This is a genomic window from Francisella halioticida, from assembly GCF_002211785.1.
Lineage (GTDB): Bacteria > Pseudomonadota > Gammaproteobacteria > Francisellales > Francisellaceae > Francisella > Francisella halioticida.
Window position 1 is genome coordinate 1,828,911 of record NZ_CP022132.1, and the last position, 19,609, is coordinate 1,848,519.

Genomic DNA, 19,609 nt, shown 5'->3' on the forward strand with positions numbered 1-19,609 from the left:
AAAACAAATTTTATATCTTGATAACTGTTAGAGCTAAGTTTTAATTAAAGCTTCTCAGAAAGAGCAATCAATTTCTTAGCCTGCAAAAGTTGATACTCATCAGTTTCATCATTAAGATTAAGGTTTAAATGACCAACCTTACGCCCTTTTCTAGACTCTTTATTGTAATTATGAATTTTAACCCTATCTAAAGCAGATAAATCTTTTGTTGAAGGCATACCGCCTATACAATTTAGCATCACTGTTTTTCTGCTTGAAGTATCGCCTAAAATCAATCCAACTATAGCTCTTACATGATTTTCAAATTGTGATGTAATTGCACCATCTATACTCCAATGGCCACTATTATGCACTCTAGGAGCTATTTCATTTACAATCAATTCATTACCTTTAACAAAAAACTCTATTGCAAGAGTTCCAACATAGCCAAATTCTTTGACTAAAATTTTTGCTATTTGCTGAGCTTTGACTTCTAGAGCCTCATTTTCAAAAGGTGCTTCTGATTCAACTATAACACCCTGCTTATGAGTATTTTTAGCTAATGGATAAAATGCAATATTACCTTTAATATCAGCTGTACATATTTGAGAAACTTCATAATCAAATTTAACAAAAGCTTCATAGATAAGACCATCGGGAGCATCTTTAAAAATACCCCAAGCCTTAGTAACATCATTTTGAGACTTGATCACAAACTGGCCTTTACCATCATAGCCAAATCTACGTGTTTTAACTATAGCTGGTAATCCATACTGTTTCACCGCATTTTCAAGTTTATCCAAATCATCAATATTGACAAAATTTGCTGTCTCAATGCCATGATCTCGCATAAAAGATTTTTCAAGTAAACGATCTTGTGAAATTACTATAGCTTTAGCAGATGGATATACACTTACCTCATGATCTATTGCCTTAATAAGTTCATGAGATATATTCTCATTTTCGAAGGTTATTACATCGAACTGCTTAGCCCAGTTTACAACATCATTAACTTTATCTAAATCAATATCTATAACACTTTTTACAACGTTCTCTGCACAATCCCCAAGTTTACCTAAACAGTGAAACTCTAGCCCAAGAGGTGTACCTGCGATACTTAACATTCTAGCAAGTTGCCCAGCTCCTATAATACCTATTTTCATAACTACCCTATATTTTATTTTACTCTTGGATCAGCATTATCTAAAACAGTTTGAGTTTGATCGGCTCTAAATTTCTCTAAAGCTTGACCTATATCAGGGTTTGTATGTTGCAAAATACTAGCTGCAAATAGTGCTGCATTTTTACTGCCTGCTACACCAATTGCAAAAGTAGCAACTGGAATACCTGCAGGCATTTGCACTATAGATAACAGACTATCTTTGCCACTTAATGTACTAGATTTAACTGGCACACCTAAAACTGGAAGATCTGTTTTTGCAGCAACCATACCAGGCAAATGTGCAGCTCCACCAGCCCCAGCTATTATAACTTTAAGGCCTCTTTTTTTAGCAGTTTCAGCATAGCTAAACATTTTATCTGGAGTTCTATGTGCAGATACTACTTCACACTCATAGTTAACACCCAAACTATCTAAAATATCACAACATTCTTTCATTGTGCTCCAGTCAGATTTAGAGCCCATTATTACACCAACATCTATACTCATTTTTTATCTCCAGCTTTTGATAACTTCAACCCAAGCTTTACTTTCCAAAGTCTGTACCTTAGCCTTTAAGGTTTTAGCCGTGTCACTCTTATTAACGTCACACTTAAGTTGTAAAACAATACCTCCTCCATCAACATCTTCTGTCACATGGTGTATAGTACAACCTGAAACATAATCGCCAGCATTAATCACAGATTGATGAACATCTAGATCCATTAACCCAGCATGTTTTGGTAAAAGTGATGGATGAATATTTAGAACCTTATCTTTAAAGCTATTTATAAAAAAAGGACTTAAAATACGCATAAAACCAATTAATAAGATTAAGTCTGGGTTATATTTTTGTATTTCATCGGCAAGAGTTCTATCATACTCCTCTCGACATAGCCCTTTAGCTCCTATAAATTTATTTGGGATATTATAATTTTTAGCTCTTTCCAAAATATATGCAGTTCTCTTATTTGAAATAACTATTTCTACATTTGCATCTACTTCTTTAGCAGCTATAGCATCAATTATAGCTTGCATATTAGTGCCACGAGTTGAACCTAGTATTGCAAGTTTTAACTTAGTCACCACTTATAGTTCCTGATACTTATTACCACGTAATAAATTCATATGCCTTATTCGCTTATTAATAAGCTCTTTTGTACCAATATCTGGGCGATGATATAATTTACCATAAATATTTTTTACAGCATTTTCTGCCTTTTTTTCAGCTTCTAAAATAGTATCTCCCAAACCAAGTACTGCTATTGCTCTTGACCCTGTACCAATCAACTTACCACTCTTATAATCAACAGCTCCAAGAAAAAGTTCAACATCATCAGGGCATTGTGAAATATCAATCTCAAAATTCTTTACTGATTGGTTTGGATACCCCAAAGGCACCAAGTATTTACATACACTTGCTTGTTTTTTAAAGCTTGATTGTACTTTATCAAGTGTTCCTTGTGTTATAGCTTCAATAATTTCAACAAAATCTGTTTCTAATAGAGTCAATAAATTCATAGCTTCAGGATCACCAAAGCGAGCATTATATTCAATAACCTTAGTATCACTCCTAGTAGCCATAAAACCACCATAGAGAATACCTTGATACGGCTCACCAAATTTTTCTGCTAGTGCGCATACAACCTTTTCATTAATATCTTTAGCTTTTTGAATATCTTTATCAGATAGAAACGGTAAACTATGATTTGCATCAGAGTATGTTCCCATACCACCAGTATTTGGACCTTTGTCGCCCTCATGAGCTCGTTTGTGATCTTGCACCGCTGGCATATGGATGAAATTTTTGCCATCAGTAAATGATATTAGAGAAAACTCTTGTCCAACTAGCTTCTCTTCAATCACGAATTCTTGCCTGGTATCTACCAATGATTGACAATGTTTAATAGCCTCAGACATGCTGCGCAGATGATCTCCCCATACAAGTACACCTTTACCGCCGCAAAGACCATCCGCTTTAATTACAAATTGCTTTTCATATTTCTTTAGAGTCTCCTCAACACCATCCATTGAGTTAAACCTTTTAAAAAATGGGTTCGCGTAAATTTTATAATCACGAATTAAATCTCTAGTAAAACTTTTTGAAGTCTCTAGCTGGGCTAGCTTCTTAGTTGGTCCAACTACGCCTATACCCTGTGCTTTTAGAACATCAGCTAAGCCAGCTTCTAATGGGGCTTCTGGGCCAATTATAACTATGTTTATATTTTGAGATTTTGCATATTCTAAAACAGCATCACAATCGCAAATGTTAATAATACTATAACCTTGTGTTATTTTATCAATTCCAGGATTTACAGCCCCACTAATACAAAAAAGCCTAGTTTCAGTAGAGCTCTTCTTAATAGCTTCAGCAATAGCATGCTCTCTACTACCTGAACCAACTAGAAGGATATTCATTTGTTTCTCCGTATTTAAATAATTTGTAACATTTCTAGCAATACGCTGATTTATACTACTCAAATCTTTTGGTAGTTCAAATTCCTGTCCTGTTATCATCTCAAAAAGAGTTATATATTTTTGTGATAACTCTACAACTAAATTTTCTGGAGCTCCAGGCAAAACCTCATCATTGTACGGATCACAATTTTTAGCAAACCAAAGTCTAAAAAATTCTTTATCAATATTCTCAGGCTCCAACCCTTTTTTAACTCTATCAGCATAACTACTCTCTAGCCAAAATCTTGAGCTATCTGGAGTGTGTATTTCATCGATCAAAATAATTTCACCAGTTTTCTCATCAATACCAAACTCATACTTAGTATCGGCCAATATTAGTCCATGTTCTAATGCTTTTTTTTGTCCAAATTCAAAAAGTTCTAGCGCCTTTTGTGAGGCAAAATCCCACTGTTTCTGAGTTAACCAGCCTTCTTTAACGATATCATCAGCAGATATTGGACAATCATGGTCATGCTCTTTTGTTGTTGGAGTTAAAATGTTTTGTTGAAGTTTTTGATTTTTTTCTAACCCTTTTGGTAAGATATTACCACAGTAGTCTCGACTACCATTCTCATAATGAGTCCACAAAGAAGTAGAGGTTGAGCCAGTTATATAACCTCTAACAACAAATTCAATAGGTAGCACTTTTGCTTTTCTTGCAATTACAACATTTAGGTCAGGTGAATCTATAAAATGATTTTTGACAATATGTGCCGTCTCTTTAAACCACCAAATAGATGATTGAGCCAATATTTGCCCTTTAAAAGGAATAAATCCTAAAGATCTATCAAAAGCAGATTGTCTATCTGTAGATATCAAAATACTTTTATCATTAAAAAAATACATGTCTCTAACTTTACCAACATACTTATCTTTGATATCAAGATTTGTCGATTTTAAAACATTTTTAATATTATTTGCGATGATTTGTTTATCAATCATTAAATGATTTCCACCTTACCTAAATTTGTAATTTTACCTATTTGGTGTAATTTAGTGTTAGTATGTTTTTTAGCGAGCTGTTGCATTTTTCCATATTGATCTTGATTAGCAATGATAGTCATACCAATACCCATATTAAATGATCTATACATTTCAAACTCACTAATTTTACCTATTCTCTGCATCACTTCGAAAACAGCAGGAGTCTCAAAACTATTTTTAACTATTTCAGCACCTAAACCTTTTGGTAGTGTGCGTGGAATATTTTCAATAAATCCACCACCTGTAATATGTGCCATACCCTTAATATCTACACCATTATCCAAAAAGTCATGAACAATATTTGTATAATTAATATGTGGTTCAAGTAAAACATCACTAATTGCTTTACCTTCTAACTCTGGATATGTGTCTGTATTCTTATTACCAGCAACATCAAAAAATAGCTTACGAGCAAAAGAATAACCATTTGTATGAAGCCCGGACGAACTTAGTCCAAAAACGACATCACCTGCTTTAATATTTTCACCGTTTATCACTTTATTCCTATCTACAACACCTGTAATAACACCTACCATATCAATTTCTCCAGCTTGATATACTCCGGGCATTTCAGCAGTCTCACCACCTACTAAAGATACTCCACATTCTGCACAGGCTTTTGACATACCTTTAACAAGTTCTTCCATAACTTCAGGATCTAATTTATCATGGGCAACATAATCTAAAAATGTAACTGGCCTAGCCCCCATCACAACGATATCATTAGTAGCAGCTGAAAAAAGGTCATAACCAAGATTCTCAAATTTGCCACACATCACTGCAATTTTTGTTTTAGTTCCAACTCCATCGATAGACTGAACTAAAACAGGATCATTATAATTATTAATGATATTTTTTAGTGAATATAGTGAACCAAAACTCCCCAAGCCTGTTAAAACATCTTTTGTGAAAGTTTTTTTCACATGATCTTTCATTCTTTCTACAGCTTGATTCCCTGCTTCAATATTTACCCCAGCATCTTCATATTTTAAGCTTGCCATTTTAATTTCCTTTTTAATCAATTCAAAACGCCTATTCATATTCCAGATTTTAATCCAAAATATTTATAAGCAAAATCCTAGAGATCCTTAATTACACTTCGACTCCGCTCAGTGACTAGTTTAGGATGGCTCCACTAAATTTAAGAAATTATACTTCCATATCAATACCTTCATTCTGTTCTTTACAGCATTGAAATGCATTATACAAGAGCTCTGTGATTGTCATAGGTCCAACCCCTCCTGGCACAGGAGTAATAGCAGAAACTTTATTTTTCACCGCATCAAAATCAACATCTCCACGTATTTTTCCATTAATATGGTTTATACCAACATCAATTACTACAGCTCCTGGCTTAACCATATCCTCAGTAAGAAAATTATGTTTACCTACTGCAACAATCAATATATCTGCTTTGGTTGTGTGAGATTTAAGGTCTTTAGTAAATCTATGACAAGTTGTTACAGTTGCTTTAGCATTTAACAGCAACTGTGAAACTGGTTTACCGACAATATTACTGGCTCCAACAACTACAGCATAGGCACCTTCAGTTTTTATATCATACTCTCTTAATATCGTCATAATTCCCTTGGGAGTACACGATTCAAGACACTTCTTATCTCTTAACTGAAGTCTACCTACATTAGTAGGGTGAAAGCCATCTACATCTTTCTCAGGCCTAATATTATATATAATTTTTTGTTTATCAATATGTATGGGTAAAGGAAGCTGTACCAGAATCGCATTGACATTATTATCATTATTTAATTCATCAATTAATGTTAATAACTCCTGCTCTGTAGTTGTCTCAGGTAAAGTAATCACATCAGAATCAATACCAACTTTTGCACAAGCTTTCTCTTTAGATGCAACATAAGTCTTACTAGCAGGATCATCTCCAACTATTATAGCCACAAGTTTTGGAGTTATTCCAGTATCATTTTTATATTCTTTGACTTGTTGTGATAATCTCTCTTTTAGACTCAGAGAAAGAGCTTTTCCATCGATTAAAATCATAGTTAATTTGTTTAGGACATAAATTAATATCTATACCTATAATAATAACAAATTTGTGTAAACTTTTGAGATTTTTTTAAAACTATTTTTTAAACTAAAGATACAATAAATTTTGATTTAATTTTACAACATTTTTCTATTTTTCATCCAATAATATAAATAAGTTGTACTATACAATCCTATAGCCACTCCAAATATAACATCACTCGGATAATGAGAACCAATAATAACTCTACTACCAGCAAATATTACTATAAGTACGTACCACATGTATTTTAATTTTTGAAACATATACAAGAATGCTAAAAACATCGCTGCCACTGTTATTGAATGTCCAGAAGGCATACTTGCAAAATTATACCCTGGAGCATGAAAGTGCTCAAAGTAGTGAGACCCATATTGTAAAAAGAATTTAGGGCGCGCTCTTCCTATAATCATTTTCAATATTTGTCCAACAATACCGCTAATTGCAACTGTTGCAATCATAAATCCAGAATAAGCTACAAGCTTATTAAAGAAAATCTCCATTTTCTCAGAAAGTTTTTTAGGGTTACAAACTAATCTTACAAGGACAATAACAATACAGATTATTAAAATATATTCTGCTTTACCTACATTTGTGATATCCTTAAAAATAGTATCAACAATATGCGGTAATGAATGTTTGATATAATCTTCAACTGGAGTATCGATGTTATAAAAAGTAAATATAACAACCAGTATTATAGGTATAAAAGTGTACTTCAACTGTAAGTATTTAGGGATTTTTTCATCTAGAACTTTAGGTTTTTTTAAAAATTCCTTTAGCTGGTCAAAATTGTTTTTGATAATTTCTTTCATTACTTTTCGTACATAATTTTATGTTATAAGACAAGTATAGCAGACATTTTAATATTACATTAAGAAATAAAACCCTAAATCCCATTAATTTAATAAGGTTAATTTTTTTCAAAAAAACTTGATTGAGATTTTTTTACCTTTATAATTAGAACTATCTGAGATCTAGGGAATTTATTCACCAAATCTCGGAGAAATGTAAAAACCTATAAGGAAATATAATCATGAAAAATTTAAAAACAAAAGCTCAAAAGGGTTTCTCACTAGTTGAATTAATGGTAGTGATTGCTATTATTGCTATCTTAGCAGCAGTAGCTATCCCAATGTATTCTAACCATACTACTCGTGCGAATCTTGGTGCAGAAATGGCTCAACTTGGTGGTGTAAAATCTGACGTTGCTAAAGATATTGCAAACAACAATGGTTCTGTTACAGGTGTGTCTGGTGATGCAGCGAATACCCCAGCTGGAGTAAGTGTGGCGGATGGAGTTATTACTGATAGTAATGTTTCTAATGTTGTTTCTGGAGCTAGCATGACTCTAACCCCAACAGTTGGATCAGGTGCAATTACTTGGGCTTGTAATATATCTGGAGTAAGCACATCTCAAGCACCAGGCAACTGTACAGTATCTTAATATCCTTTAGAATTATTATTGTTCTATAACTTTATATCTTTCTTCTATTTCTAGTGAATTTCTTTATCTATTGAACTGTTGTTTACCCTAAATCTATAATTTTTTTTCTCTTGAATAAAAAACTTTTATACTTATAATTGATTATACTTGAAGGTTTTTTCGCATTAGTTTAAAACTCTCTTCAAGCTTATTTAAATACTATATAAGGAATAATCATGAAAAAACTAAAAACTAAATGAGGTTTCTCACTAGTTGAGTTAATGGTTGTAATTGCTATTATTGCTATCTTAGCAGCAGTAGCTATCCCCATGTATTCTAATTATACTACTCGTGCTAAATTAGGAGCTCAGCTGACAAAACTAGGAGGAGCTAAAACAAATGCTAATGATTATATCACAAATAACGCAGGCAACACTGACTACATATCCAGTGATATCCCAAATCTTCCATTTGGAGCAGCAGTTAACGATGGTGTTACCAACGGCAGAATAGATTTAGACACAAGTTCTATTGTTAGTGGCTCTGAACTTAGGCTTACTCCACTAGTATCAAGTGGCACAATTACCTGGACTTGTAACATAAACGGAGTTAATTCAACCCAAGCTCCTGCTAACTGTTCAGTAGTTTGAATATAATAATAAGAATCATTTTTATAAACAAGTTATAATCTAGAATTACCCTAAAAGAAGTTCTCTAGCATGCTTAAGAGCATTCTCTGAAACATCTACTCCGCCTACTATCTTAGCTATTTCTGTAATACGCTGATCATGTGTAAGCTCTATAATTTTTGATTCTGTAGTATCTTTAAGATATTTTTTACTCACATGTAGGTGTGTTTGACCTTGAGCAGCAACTTGTGGTTGATGTGTAATACAAAGTACTTGTAATTTTTCAGATAACCTCCTCAAAAGCTTACCAACTATCTCAGCAGTTGCACCAGATATGCCAACATCAACCTCATCAAACACCAAGGTTGGATATGATTTTTTCTCAGCAGAAACAGCTTGTATTGATAACCCTATTCTACTTAGCTCACCTCCTGAGGCCACTTTTTTCACAGGTGCAAGTTGTTCTCCTAAATTAAAATTAATCATAAACTGACACTCATCAATTCCTTTTGATGTATTTGATTCAGTTTTTACAACTTGAGCGACGAAACTACCTTTAGGAATATTTAATAAACGAATATTTCTCTCTACTTGCTTTGAGAACTCCTGTGCTGCTTTATTTCTCACCTTACTAAGTTTATCTGCACAATCATTATACTCTTGTTCTAGATTTTGTTTTTGCTTTTCTAGCTCTTTTAGTTTAGCACTATCATAAGTAAAACTTTCTAACTCAGTTTGTAGTTCTTGAATATATTGATATAAATAATTAGGCTCAACCTTATGCTTACGTGCAAGATCATATATCTGGCTCATCCTTTGCTCTATTTTTGCTAATTCTTCTGGATCTTGCTCTAGTGAATATAGCTTATTCTGCGCTTCTTGGTAAGCCTCTTGAGCATATACTTTTATTTGAGATATTAGTTCTTGTAGATCACTAAAATTAGCTTCTTCTAGCTTTAACGTTTCTTTTTCAAGTTCTGTTAACATTGCCGTAATATTTATTTCATCATCATACATTAAATTAATGATAAGATTTAAGCTATAGCTAATATCATCAACACTAGAGAGATTTTTTTGCTTTTGAGATAATTCTTCAAATTCATTCTCTCCTAGACCTAAAGACACAAGCTCTTCTAATTTATACTCCAAAAGCTCTCTTTGGCTATTTTGATTATTTACGTACTCTTGTAAATCTTTTATTTCGCTATTTATCTTTTGTAATTGATAAAAAGTTTCAGAAACATAACCTAACAGTTGATCATTATTTGCAAAGCTATCTAATAAACTTAATTGAGATTTTGGATCCAATAAATCTTGATGTGAATTCTGACTATATATATTTATTAGCTTATCTGATACTTTTTTAACATCTACTGCTTTAACTACACTACCATTTATAAATAAGCGACTCTGTTTAGATTTATTAACAACACGTCTAAAAATACATTCATTATTTTCGTAATCGATAAAAAGCTCATCTAAAAGACTTTTTGCTTTTTGATTATCTTTTATACAAAAAGTAGCTGATACTTCTGTAACCTGATCATCATGTATAAATGTCTTTTCTAATCTTGCTCCAAGTACAAAACTTAAAGCATCAAGTAATATGGATTTACCTGCTCCAGTTTCACCAGTTAAGACTGTCATACCACTTTTAAAATCAATCTCTGTAGATCTTATAATCGCAAAATTTTTTATAGATAAATGTAATAACATAAATAGTCAGTTATTTTTTTATTGGACGTATTTAATATATATCTTAGTTTAGCTTTATACAAGTTTTGTCAATAAATATAATCTATTAGCCTTTCTTTATCAGATAAAAACATATTATAATTCAAATGTGAAACCCAAAATATAGGATCAACAAAAATGCAGTTATCAAAAAGAGTACAGGCAATGCAAGCCTCTCCCGTACGTAAGTTAGTACCGTATGCAACGCAAGCTGAAAAAGAAGGTAGAAAAGTTTATCACCTAAACATTGGTCAGCCAGATATTAAGACTCCTCATGAGTTTATGGATGCTATTAGAGATTATGATGAAGAAACTATTGCTTACTCGATAGCAAGTGGTGAACCTAGTCTGATCAAAGCTATATCAAAATACTACAAAAGATTTGATATGGATTTTACAGAAAATGAAATCCTAATCACAAATGGTGGTTCAGAAGCACTTATATTTGCAGCAATTGCAACTTGTAATGCAGGTGATGAAATACTTGTACCAGAACCCTTTTATACAAATTATAATGGTTTTACCACAGCCGTTGATGTAGCTATTAAGCCTATTACAACAAAAGCTGAAGAAGGCTTCCATCTACCATCAAAAGAAGAAATCTTAACATGTGTTACTGATAGAACTCGTGCGATTATGATTTCTAACCCAGGAAATCCTACTGGTGTTGTTTATACTAAAGAAGAGCTTGAGGTTTTAGCTGAAGTTGCTAAAGAGAAAGATCTATTTATCATTAGTGATGAAGTATATCGTGAATTTACCTATGATGGACTTACTTGTACTTCTTTTGGCAATATAAAAAGTGTTGAAAATAGAGTTATCATAGTTGATTCAGTTTCTAAGCGTTATAGTGCTTGTGGTGCTAGAATTGGCTCTCTTTGCTCAAAGAATAAAGACTTTATTGCTCAGGTAACAAAACTTTGCCAAACAAGGTTATGCGCACCAACTCTTGAGCAAATTGGTTCTGCAGCACTTTATGAAGTTTCTGAAGATTATCTAAAAGAAGTAAATAAAGAATACCAGAAAAGAAGAGATGTCACTTTTGCAGCTCTTTCTAAAATGGAAAATGTAATTTGTGAAAAACCAACAGGTGCTTTTTATGTAATTGCTAAACTGCCTATTGATGATGCTGAAAAATTTGCTCTTTGGTTATTAACTGATTTTGAAGATAATAAGGAAACAGTTATGATATCTCCAGCAACTGATTTCTACGCAACAAAAGAACTTGGTAAAGATGAAGTAAGAATAGCATATATCCTAGAAGAAAAATTACTTAAAAGAGCCTTAGAACTATTTGAAAAAGCAATTAAAGCATATAATAACAAATAACTTAGTTTTGTGTTCTTTTTATAAAGGATATTAAAAACATAATCCATACTACTCCTACCATATACGTTATAATTAAATCACTTGGCCAATGTGCCCCTAATACAACTCTATCGATAAATATTGCTATTAGAGGTATAAAACTAATAAAGAAAATAACTTTATTAAATAATGATTCTTTATAAACCTAGCACTAAGTAACAACAAAAAACCAAATATTGCTACATAAATAATTGCTGAAGTTGATGGAAATCCTGATGTGGTAGACTTGTGTCTGACGGAAATCAAATCAGCCGAAGGTCTTGCTTGAAAGACAAAAACTTTAATTACTTTATCAATTAAGGATAAACCTATGAAACTAATAACAGCTAAAAATGCCGCTCTATAGCCTTTAATATAAAAAGCTATAGCCATGGCTATAATTAACAAAACTATATTATAAGGAAACTCAGCTAAATTCGAAAGAATATTAGCCCAGGCGATATCTCCAGAAAAAATAGCTTGGATATGCTTAGCAACAGTAACATCTCCATAAAAATAGTCATAATTATCAACCAGTATTATTAACACAAGTGTTAATAATACTAAAAACATTAATTTATAAAATTTACTAACTTTACACATACTTTGCCCCTTCCGTACAAGTTATGAACCTTAAAAGCTGACAACTGTCCTAATATTCTTATGCATATCGGCAAAACCTTTATTAATATCTTCAATCTTTATATTCGAAGTAATAAGATTATCTATATCGATACGACCATCCATATACCAATCAACTATCATTGGTACATCAGTTCTGCCACGCATTCCTCCAAAAGCCGAACCTTTCCAAGTACGACCTGTCACAAGCTGAAATGGTCTTGTACTAATTTCTTGACCAGCTCCAGCAACACCTATTACTATACTTTGCCCCCAACCTTTATGGGCACATTCTAAAGCCTGGCGCATAAGTTTTGTATTACCAATACATTCAAAACTATAATCAGCACCCCCACCAGTTAAGCGAATTAAATGCTGGACAAGATCTTCATCAATTTCATTTGGATTAACAAAATTTGTCATACCATATTTTTCTGCTAATTCTTTTTTATTGTTATCAATATCAACACCTACTATCTGACCAGCCCCGACAAGTTTAGCACCTTGTATTACATTTAGACCAATTCCACCTAAGCCAAATACAACCACACTAGCTCCTGCCTCAGCATTTGCAGTCTTAACTACAGCTCCAACCCCTGTAGTTGCACCACAGCCTATATAGCAAACCTTGTCTAAAGGTGCATCTTTACGAATTTTAGCTACTGCTATTTCTGGTAAGACTGTATAATTTGAAAATGTTGAACATCCCATATAATGAAATATTTCTCTACCATCTTGTGTAGTAAATCTAGAACTACCATCTGGCATCAAACCTTTACCTTGAGTCTCTCTAATTGCTTGGCACAGATTGGTTTTTGGATTTAAGCAATACTCACACTCTCTACATTCCGGAGTGTAAAGAGCAATCACATGATCTCCCGGCTTTACAGATGTAACATTTTTACCAACTTCTACTACTACACCAGCACCTTCATGGCCTAATATTGCAGGAAATAGCCCTTCAGGATCCGCACCTGACAAAGTAAATGCATCTGTATGACAAATACCTGTTGCTTTAACCTCAACTAAAACTTCATTATCTTTGGGTAAAGAAACATTAACCATTTCAACAGTTAATGGTTGTCCAGCTTTATAAGCAACAGCTGCTTTTGATTTTATAGTCATTGAAATACTCCAGTTATTTAATAAAATATGAATACAATAACTATTTTAAATGATAGGGGTACAGAATAAATATTTTTTTTAGTATTTTTTTAGAAGTTATGCCAGTCCCAATACAAATTAGTATATTTATCTCAAAGAGAGTTTGTACCTAATTTAATCTTTTGATATGCCGGTAATAGCAAAAGCTATTGGCAAATATTAAAAGGCTAAAGAAGGTGTAAAATGCAATGATAGAAAGTATGAATTTGTATTGGGATTGGTGTTAGTCACGCTTATAGATATCTTCTAAACGTACTATATCATCTTCACCAAGATAATTTCCAACTTGAACTTCAATAATCTGAATATCACTATCTGTAAAGTTTTCTAGCCTATGCACAGATTCTTTAGGGATGAAAATATGTTCACCAACACAATATTCTTTAACACTCTCATCAACTGTTATCGTCGGTTTACCTGTTACAACAACCCAGTGTTCAGCTCTTTTAAAATGCTTTTGCAAAGAAAGATGTCCTTTAGATTTTACCGTGATAATTTTAGTTTGACTTTTTTCTGTAAAATTAATTGTTTGATAAGTTCCCCAAGGACGCTCATAAACTTTACCTAATTCATTTATATCTGACATTAACAACATCTCTGTATCTAATTGGATTAGTTATTATTATCAATTAAATTAATCAACAATTCAAGCACAAGCATAAATACAAAACTATCTAAGAAAGGGAACTTTAAGCATGTTTTTGAGTCTTTGAATTTTTATATTCATCTAAACCTATATCCATTGATATATGACCTTTTTTAGGCTGCTTTTTATATGTTCCAAGCAATTTGTCCCAAAAAATTAAATTAAAACCAAAGTTAGAATTAGTTTCAGAAGGAACTGTTGAATGATGAATCCTATGAACATCAGGAGTAACAATAAAAACTCTTAAAAACTTATCTAGCTTTTTAAAAATTCTAATATTACCATGATTAAACAAAGCTAACCCATTTAGGGTAACCTCAAAAATAACTACAGCTAACACGGGTGCTCCTATGAAGCAGATTACTGCAAACTTGATTAACATCGATAAAACTATTTCAATAGGATGAAAACGTAAACCTGTAGTAACATCATAATCTAAATCAATATGATGAACTTTATGAAACCTCCATAATAAAGGTAGATAATGAAACAACACATGTTGAGTATAAATAGCAAAGTCTAAGACTAAAAAAGCTATGACAACCTTAAACCATAAAGGTATCTGTAATATATTAAGTATTCCTAAGCTATAGTGGCCACAAAGTAATGCAATTCCAACAGCTGTAGTAGGAAAAATAAATTTAACTGCTAAAGTATTTAATACTACTAATACTAGATTATTAAGCCAACGTTTCTTCTTTGGTATTTTCAGTTTCCTCATCGGAGCAAAAAGCTCCCATAAAGCTATAACTAAAAATATTCCTATAAAGAAACCTAGACGGATTATTGTTTCATAATGCATAATAATTAATCTGTAATAACCCCACACCACATCCTATTACCACCTCCACCGAGAGGCTTAGGTTTATCTGAATAATTATCTGGGCCCTCATGAATCATTATGCTGTGCCCAACAAGCTCCTCTAAAGAATCTAATTTATGAGCTAATATAGGTTTAGTAGCTGTGCCATTAGAATTAACAACAAGAACAGGTAAATCACCTTTGTGACCATTCTCATTATACGGACCTAAGTGTTTTCCAGTATTCTGAGGATCCCAATGCCCTCCCGCCAATTTCCTTTTATTTTTACAACTTGGATTAACATGGATATGTATCCCATGTGTGCTAGATTTAGGCAAGTTATATAAGTGTGGTGTTATCAACATGCCTTCTCGCTTACCATTTTGGATATAAGGTGCTATTGTAATTGTCCCCACCTCTTTATTTGTATCTGTGCTTTTCATATGAACAATTAATTCACCATCATGACATCTATCGTATGGCTCTTCTTCAAAAAGAGAAAATCTAGTTAATAAAACTAAAATTAAAACTAAAATTAAAACTATACCAAATATTTTATAAGATATATTTACAGCCATCATATACACCTAATGTCCCAATATTATACTAAACATAATACAAATATTTAAAAATATATTCTATACTACCCCAATAAATTAAACAATATTTTCAATTATTTAGTTCCCATCTAAGCCGCCCGTTTTTCCAATAAGTTATCGTAATAAAATTCCATAGGTTTTTTATAATTGATAGACTCATGAAATCTTCTATTATTATAAAAATCTATATAATCATCCACATCGTTTCTTAGTTCAACAATGCCAGGATATTGATTTAAATAAAATCTCTCACATTTAGCACTTCTCCAAAATCTTTCGATGCAAATGTTATCAGTTGCTCTACCTTTACCATCCATAGATATAGTAATTTTTTTATCCAATAATGTTTGGATATGAATGTTAGATGTGTACTGGCTACCTTGATCAGTGTTAAATATTTCTGGTACTCCATATTTATACAGAGCTTCATTTAAAACTTTCATAACTAAACTACTATCCATAGTGTTGGATATCTCCCAACTTAGTACAGCCTTAGAGTACCAATCAATAATAGCTGCCATATAAACTGTGCCAGCATCAGTCTTAATATATGTAATATCTGTAGACCAAACTTGATTAGGTCTCAATATGCTTAAACCTTTTAGTTTGTAACTATAAATAGCATGCTCTTTGTTAGGTTCAGATAAGTTTAAGTTTGGTTTTTTCACCGCCAATATAGCTTTGATGCCTAACTCTTTACGATACTTTTGTACTGTGTTCTCACAGATGCTAAACCCATCTTCTATTAATTGCTTATGAGCTTTTATATAGCCGTAGCAGGGAATCTCCTCATGTATCTGTATAAGCTTTGCTTTTACTTCTTCTTTATGTTCGTTAACCACAGGCTTGTAATATAAACCAGCTCTAGAAACTTCTAATAAGAAACTTTGTTTTACAACAGATAATTTATGCTTAGGATCAATCATCGCTTTTCTATCAGATAATCCCAAGCTTACGAGCTTTCCCTCAAGAAATTCCTTCTCAATTGTTAGTTGTCCAACCTTCTTAGAATACTGATCTATCTTGGTTTGAAGCTTTGCATTGTCTTTTTTATATTGTGATACTGATTTGGATGGATCCATTGCCAACTCAGCATTTTCTAAAAAGGCTGTTTTTCAATTATTTATGTTTTTGGGCGTAATATTATATTTTACTGATAACTGTGTGATTGTTTGATCTTTCCTCAATACTTCCAAGACAACTTTAGTCTTAAATTCAACGGTATATATTTTTCTCTTATTACTCATTTACATTTATCCTAAATTGCTCATTTATAGTTTAGCTACTTTAGGAACTAAATTCTCAAAATTGTTGTTAAAATTTCATGGGGTATTATAGAATTCATAATTATTATGAAGAAACTTTTAACATTTATAATATTAATTGTTCCAATACTTGGATTCTCTGAAACTTCAAAATGGCAAAGCTATAATAAGCCAGAAGCTCTAAGCAAACTTAATAAACTTAGTAAACTTAGTAAACTTAGTAAACTACAATACTATGTAACCCAAAAAGGAGGTACTGAAAGAGCATTTAATAATAAATATTGGAATAACCATAAACAAGGTATATACGTTGATATAGTTTCTGGTGAACCTCTTTTTAGTTCAACAAACAAATATATAACTCAGGAACTGGTTGGCCTAGTTTTACTAAACCGATTAATTAATCAATCATTTATAGTTACAAAAGTTGATAATAGCTGGTTTATGAATAGAACAGAAGTTCTATCCAAACATGGAAAATCTCATTTAGGACATATTTTTGATGATGGTCCCAAGCCTTCTAGTAAAAGATACTGCATGAATTCAGCAGCTCTTAGATTTATCCCCAAAGCCGATATGAAAAAAGATGGATACAGTGCATATCTATATCTTTTTAACAAAAATTTAAAATAAAGATAATATATTTAATAAAAAGCTTATACGATATTAATAAATCACTTAATTTAGATTGAGGTTAGTATTATCACTAAAGAACTTATCGGCGCAATAATACTTAACACCGGTTTTTTTGCATACTCGATACAGTATATCCCTCAAGTCATATACAATATGAAACATAGGAAAAGATTATCTAATATAAGTGTTTTATCTCAATTTGCAATTTTTGTTTCTATCTTATGTGATATGGTTATAACTATAGGGTACGGATATAAATGGCAATATGCGGTTGTGGCTATATTTTATCTACTTGGGGTATGTATCCAGCAATTGCAGATCACCTTTCTATCCAGAAAAGTCCCTGAATTAGCAAATCTATTTTTTATAATATGTTTTGCAGTTGCAATGCTCTCAATGGGGTCAAATTCAACAATCATATATAAAATTGCTCAACATATTGGTTTCAATATAAGCATAGTTTTCTGGTTTCCACAAATTTATAAAAATTATAAACAAAAAAGAGCAGATGGATATAGTTTAGCTTTCATACTGATAGCCTTAGCAGGCACTTGTTTGTACTTGTTTGTACTTGTTTGTACTTGTTTGTACTTGTTTGTACTTGTTTGTACTTGTTTGTACTTGTTTGTACTTGTTTGTACTTGTTAAGTTGTATACTCTTTTCTTGGGACATAATCTATAAAACTAATGCCATCTCAATACTCCCAGTAATACTAATTTTATTGACTCAAAAGATTTATTATAGAAATTACCATAAAAACTAATTATATGCTTTCACAATATATATAGATCGCATATTGTTTATAATTATCTATTTATAGTTTTTGTCTAGACTTATTTTTCTAGTTGGGTATAAAGAAGCTTTTACAAAAAAATAATACCTTTTAATAGTTCCAACAATAGCTAAATCTTCAATACTAACGTTAACTTTTATTATACCAATATTGCCTTATATCACAAACCTGGCCTATAAACTTATAAAATAGAACCTAGATACACATAAAATAAAATTAGTATTTATGTTATTATAAGCACATAAACTATTTACTGTTATCAAGCATGTCAGGAAACACTTTTGGTAAAATTTTTACCGTAACAACATGTGGTGAAAGCCATGGAGACTCTCTTGCCGCAATCATTGATGGCTGCCCAAGTAATATCCCATTAAGTGAAGAAGATATTCAAATAGAACTAGACAGACGTAAACCAGGACAATCAAAATTTACAACGCAACGTAAAGAGCCAGACGAAGTCAAAGTAATTTCAGGCGTTTTTGAGGGTAAAACAACAGGTACACCTATTGGATTAATCATAAAAAACCAAGACCAAAAATCAAAAGATTATGGCGAAATAAAAGATAAATTTCGCCCTGGTCACGCTGATTACACATATTTTAAGAAATATGGAATTCGGGACTATCGCGGAGGAGGTCGATCTTCAGCAAGAGAAACAGCTATGCGCGTTGCAGCTGGGGCAATATCTAAAAAAATATTGAAACACTACAATATAGAAATCTATGGATACTGCTCACAGATAGGAGATCTAAAGATAAACTTTAAAGAGAAAAGTTTTATTAATCAAAATCCTTTTTTTATTGCAGATAAAAATGCTATCGAAAACTGTGAAAAATTAATTCATGAAATCCGTAAACAAGGTGATTCAATTGGAGCTGAAGTAACTGTTATTGCAACTGGTTTAGAAACGGGTCTGGGAAGACCTGTTTTTGACAGGCTTGATGCTAATATTGCTCATGCGCTAATGAGTATAAATGCTGTAAAAGCTGTAAGCATTGGAGATGGTTTTAGTTGTGTTGCTCAAAGAGGTAGTCAGCATCGTGATGAAATAACTCAAGATCAAGGCTTTTTAACAAATCATGCTGGGGGAATCTTAGGAGGAATCTCAACTGGGCAAGATGTCACTGCAAAATTAGCTTTTAAACCAACCTCTAGTATTTTGCAACCAGGTAAAAGTATAGATACCAATGGTAATGATACAACAATAATAACCAAAGGTAGGCATGATCCTTGTGTTGGCATAAGAGGTGTGCCAATAGCTGAAGCTATGCTAGCTCTAGTAATACTAGATGAGCTACTAATTACAAAAGCTTATATGAAATAATT

At 32.2% G+C, this 19,609-nt stretch carries 21 protein-coding genes and 1 pseudogene; 6 read left to right on the top strand and 16 right to left on the bottom strand.

Annotation, left to right across the window (positions count from 1 at the left end; genetic code table 11):
* Window positions 1-44: 44 nt before the first annotated feature.
* The 7 genes from CDV26_RS09700 to lpxE all read right to left on the bottom strand — a co-directional run bounded on the left by CDV26_RS09700 (window position 45) and on the right by lpxE (window position 7,435).
* Window positions 45-1,142: a 5-(carboxyamino)imidazole ribonucleotide synthase gene (locus CDV26_RS09700; RefSeq protein WP_088773107.1), complete on the bottom strand. Its 1,098-nt coding sequence runs from the start codon at window positions 1,140-1,142 to the stop codon at window positions 45-47.
* A gap of 14 nt (window positions 1,143-1,156) precedes the next feature.
* Window positions 1,157-1,648, bottom strand: coding sequence for a 5-(carboxyamino)imidazole ribonucleotide mutase (gene purE / locus CDV26_RS09705; protein ID WP_088773108.1), 492 nt, complete (start codon window positions 1,646-1,648; stop codon window positions 1,157-1,159).
* A 3-nt stretch (window positions 1,649-1,651) separates the two neighbouring features.
* Window positions 1,652-2,224, bottom strand: a complete 573-nt coding sequence (gene purN / locus CDV26_RS09710; protein WP_088773494.1) for a phosphoribosylglycinamide formyltransferase — start codon at window positions 2,222-2,224, stop codon at window positions 1,652-1,654.
* A gap of 3 nt (window positions 2,225-2,227) precedes the next feature.
* Window positions 2,228-4,537 carry a phosphoribosylamine--glycine ligase gene (purD, locus tag CDV26_RS09715; protein WP_088773109.1) on the bottom strand — a complete coding sequence of 770 codons (2,310 nt, stop codon included), beginning with the start codon at window positions 4,535-4,537 and terminating at the stop codon, window positions 2,228-2,230.
* The gene (gene purM / locus CDV26_RS09720) at window positions 4,537-5,580 is read right to left on the bottom strand and encodes a phosphoribosylformylglycinamidine cyclo-ligase (RefSeq protein WP_088773110.1); all 1,044 of its coding nucleotides are present in this window, start codon (window positions 5,578-5,580) and stop codon (window positions 4,537-4,539) included. The genes purD and purM overlap by 1 nt, the downstream gene beginning before the upstream one ends.
* Before the next feature lie 148 nt (window positions 5,581-5,728).
* Window positions 5,729-6,595, bottom strand: coding sequence for a bifunctional methylenetetrahydrofolate dehydrogenase/methenyltetrahydrofolate cyclohydrolase FolD (folD, locus tag CDV26_RS09725; protein ID WP_088773111.1), 867 nt, complete (start codon window positions 6,593-6,595; stop codon window positions 5,729-5,731).
* 123 nt (window positions 6,596-6,718) lie between these two features.
* Window positions 6,719-7,435 (bottom strand): lipid A 1-phosphatase LpxE, encoded by a 717-nt coding sequence (lpxE, locus tag CDV26_RS09730; RefSeq protein WP_088773112.1) that lies wholly within the window; start codon window positions 7,433-7,435, stop codon window positions 6,719-6,721.
* Between the two features lie 221 nt (window positions 7,436-7,656).
* Between lpxE and CDV26_RS09735 the strand changes: the two genes are divergently transcribed.
* Window positions 7,657-8,067 carry a pilin gene (locus tag CDV26_RS09735; RefSeq protein ID WP_088773113.1) on the top strand — a complete coding sequence of 137 codons (411 nt, stop codon included), beginning with the start codon at window positions 7,657-7,659 and terminating at the stop codon, window positions 8,065-8,067.
* Window positions 8,068-8,327: 260 nt separating this feature from the next.
* Window positions 8,328-8,696 (top strand): pilin, encoded by a 369-nt coding sequence (locus CDV26_RS09740; RefSeq protein ID WP_245806436.1) that lies wholly within the window; start codon window positions 8,328-8,330, stop codon window positions 8,694-8,696.
* 45 nt (window positions 8,697-8,741) lie between these two features.
* On the opposite strand, the gene recN is transcribed toward CDV26_RS09740, so the two are convergent.
* Window positions 8,742-10,391, bottom strand: a complete 1,650-nt coding sequence (recN, locus tag CDV26_RS09745) for a DNA repair protein RecN (RefSeq protein ID WP_088773114.1) — start codon at window positions 10,389-10,391, stop codon at window positions 8,742-8,744.
* A 156-nt stretch (window positions 10,392-10,547) separates the two neighbouring features.
* Between recN and CDV26_RS09750 the strand changes: the two genes are divergently transcribed.
* The gene (locus CDV26_RS09750) at window positions 10,548-11,738 is read left to right on the top strand and encodes a pyridoxal phosphate-dependent aminotransferase (protein ID WP_088773115.1); all 1,191 of its coding nucleotides are present in this window, start codon (window positions 10,548-10,550) and stop codon (window positions 11,736-11,738) included.
* A gap of 1 nt (window position 11,739) precedes the next feature.
* Here CDV26_RS09750 and CDV26_RS14075 read toward each other — a convergent pair whose 3' ends face one another.
* The 8 genes from CDV26_RS14075 to CDV26_RS13675 form a co-directional block, all read right to left on the bottom strand.
* On the bottom strand, window positions 11,740-11,892 hold the full coding sequence (locus CDV26_RS14075) for a phosphatase PAP2 family protein (RefSeq protein ID WP_088773495.1): 153 nt from the start codon (window positions 11,890-11,892) through the stop codon (window positions 11,740-11,742).
* Entirely contained in the window at window positions 11,865-12,359 is a 495-nt protein-coding gene (locus CDV26_RS09760) for a hypothetical protein (RefSeq protein ID WP_088773116.1), read from the bottom strand. The genes CDV26_RS14075 and CDV26_RS09760 overlap by 28 nt, the downstream gene beginning before the upstream one ends.
* A 30-nt stretch (window positions 12,360-12,389) precedes the next feature.
* The gene (locus CDV26_RS09765; protein WP_088773117.1) at window positions 12,390-13,502 is read right to left on the bottom strand and encodes an S-(hydroxymethyl)glutathione dehydrogenase/class III alcohol dehydrogenase; all 1,113 of its coding nucleotides are present in this window, start codon (window positions 13,500-13,502) and stop codon (window positions 12,390-12,392) included.
* A 262-nt stretch (window positions 13,503-13,764) separates the two neighbouring features.
* Window positions 13,765-14,127: a phosphomannose isomerase type II C-terminal cupin domain gene (locus CDV26_RS09770; protein WP_088773118.1), complete on the bottom strand. Its 363-nt coding sequence runs from the start codon at window positions 14,125-14,127 to the stop codon at window positions 13,765-13,767.
* A 103-nt stretch (window positions 14,128-14,230) separates the two neighbouring features.
* The gene (locus CDV26_RS09775) at window positions 14,231-14,989 is read right to left on the bottom strand and encodes a sterol desaturase family protein (RefSeq protein WP_245806437.1); all 759 of its coding nucleotides are present in this window, start codon (window positions 14,987-14,989) and stop codon (window positions 14,231-14,233) included.
* Window positions 14,990-14,994: 5 nt separating this feature from the next.
* On the bottom strand, window positions 14,995-15,567 hold the full coding sequence (locus CDV26_RS09780) for a superoxide dismutase family protein (RefSeq protein ID WP_088773119.1): 573 nt from the start codon (window positions 15,565-15,567) through the stop codon (window positions 14,995-14,997).
* A 110-nt stretch (window positions 15,568-15,677) separates the two neighbouring features.
* A complete protein-coding gene (locus CDV26_RS09785; RefSeq protein WP_088771586.1) occupies window positions 15,678-16,670 on the bottom strand; it encodes an IS3 family transposase in 993 nt (330 codons plus the stop codon).
* A 33-nt stretch (window positions 16,671-16,703) separates the two neighbouring features.
* Complete coding sequence (locus CDV26_RS13675) at window positions 16,704-16,835, bottom strand: transposase (RefSeq protein WP_169709692.1); 132 nt, start codon at window positions 16,833-16,835, stop codon at window positions 16,704-16,706.
* A 105-nt stretch (window positions 16,836-16,940) separates the two neighbouring features.
* Here CDV26_RS13675 and msrB point away from each other — a divergent pair, with 105 nt between their 5' ends.
* The 3 genes and pseudogenes from msrB to aroC all read left to right on the top strand — a co-directional run bounded on the left by msrB (window position 16,941) and on the right by aroC (window position 19,607).
* The gene (gene msrB, locus CDV26_RS09790) at window positions 16,941-17,486 is read left to right on the top strand and encodes a peptide-methionine (R)-S-oxide reductase MsrB (protein ID WP_088773120.1); all 546 of its coding nucleotides are present in this window, start codon (window positions 16,941-16,943) and stop codon (window positions 17,484-17,486) included.
* Window positions 17,487-17,555: 69 nt separating this feature from the next.
* Window positions 17,556-18,253: pseudogene (locus CDV26_RS09795) on the top strand (PQ-loop repeat-containing protein).
* A 295-nt stretch (window positions 18,254-18,548) separates the two neighbouring features.
* Window positions 18,549-19,607, top strand: coding sequence for a chorismate synthase (gene aroC, locus CDV26_RS09800; protein ID WP_088773121.1), 1,059 nt, complete (start codon window positions 18,549-18,551; stop codon window positions 19,605-19,607).
* The last annotated feature ends 2 nt before the right edge of the window (window positions 19,608-19,609 follow it).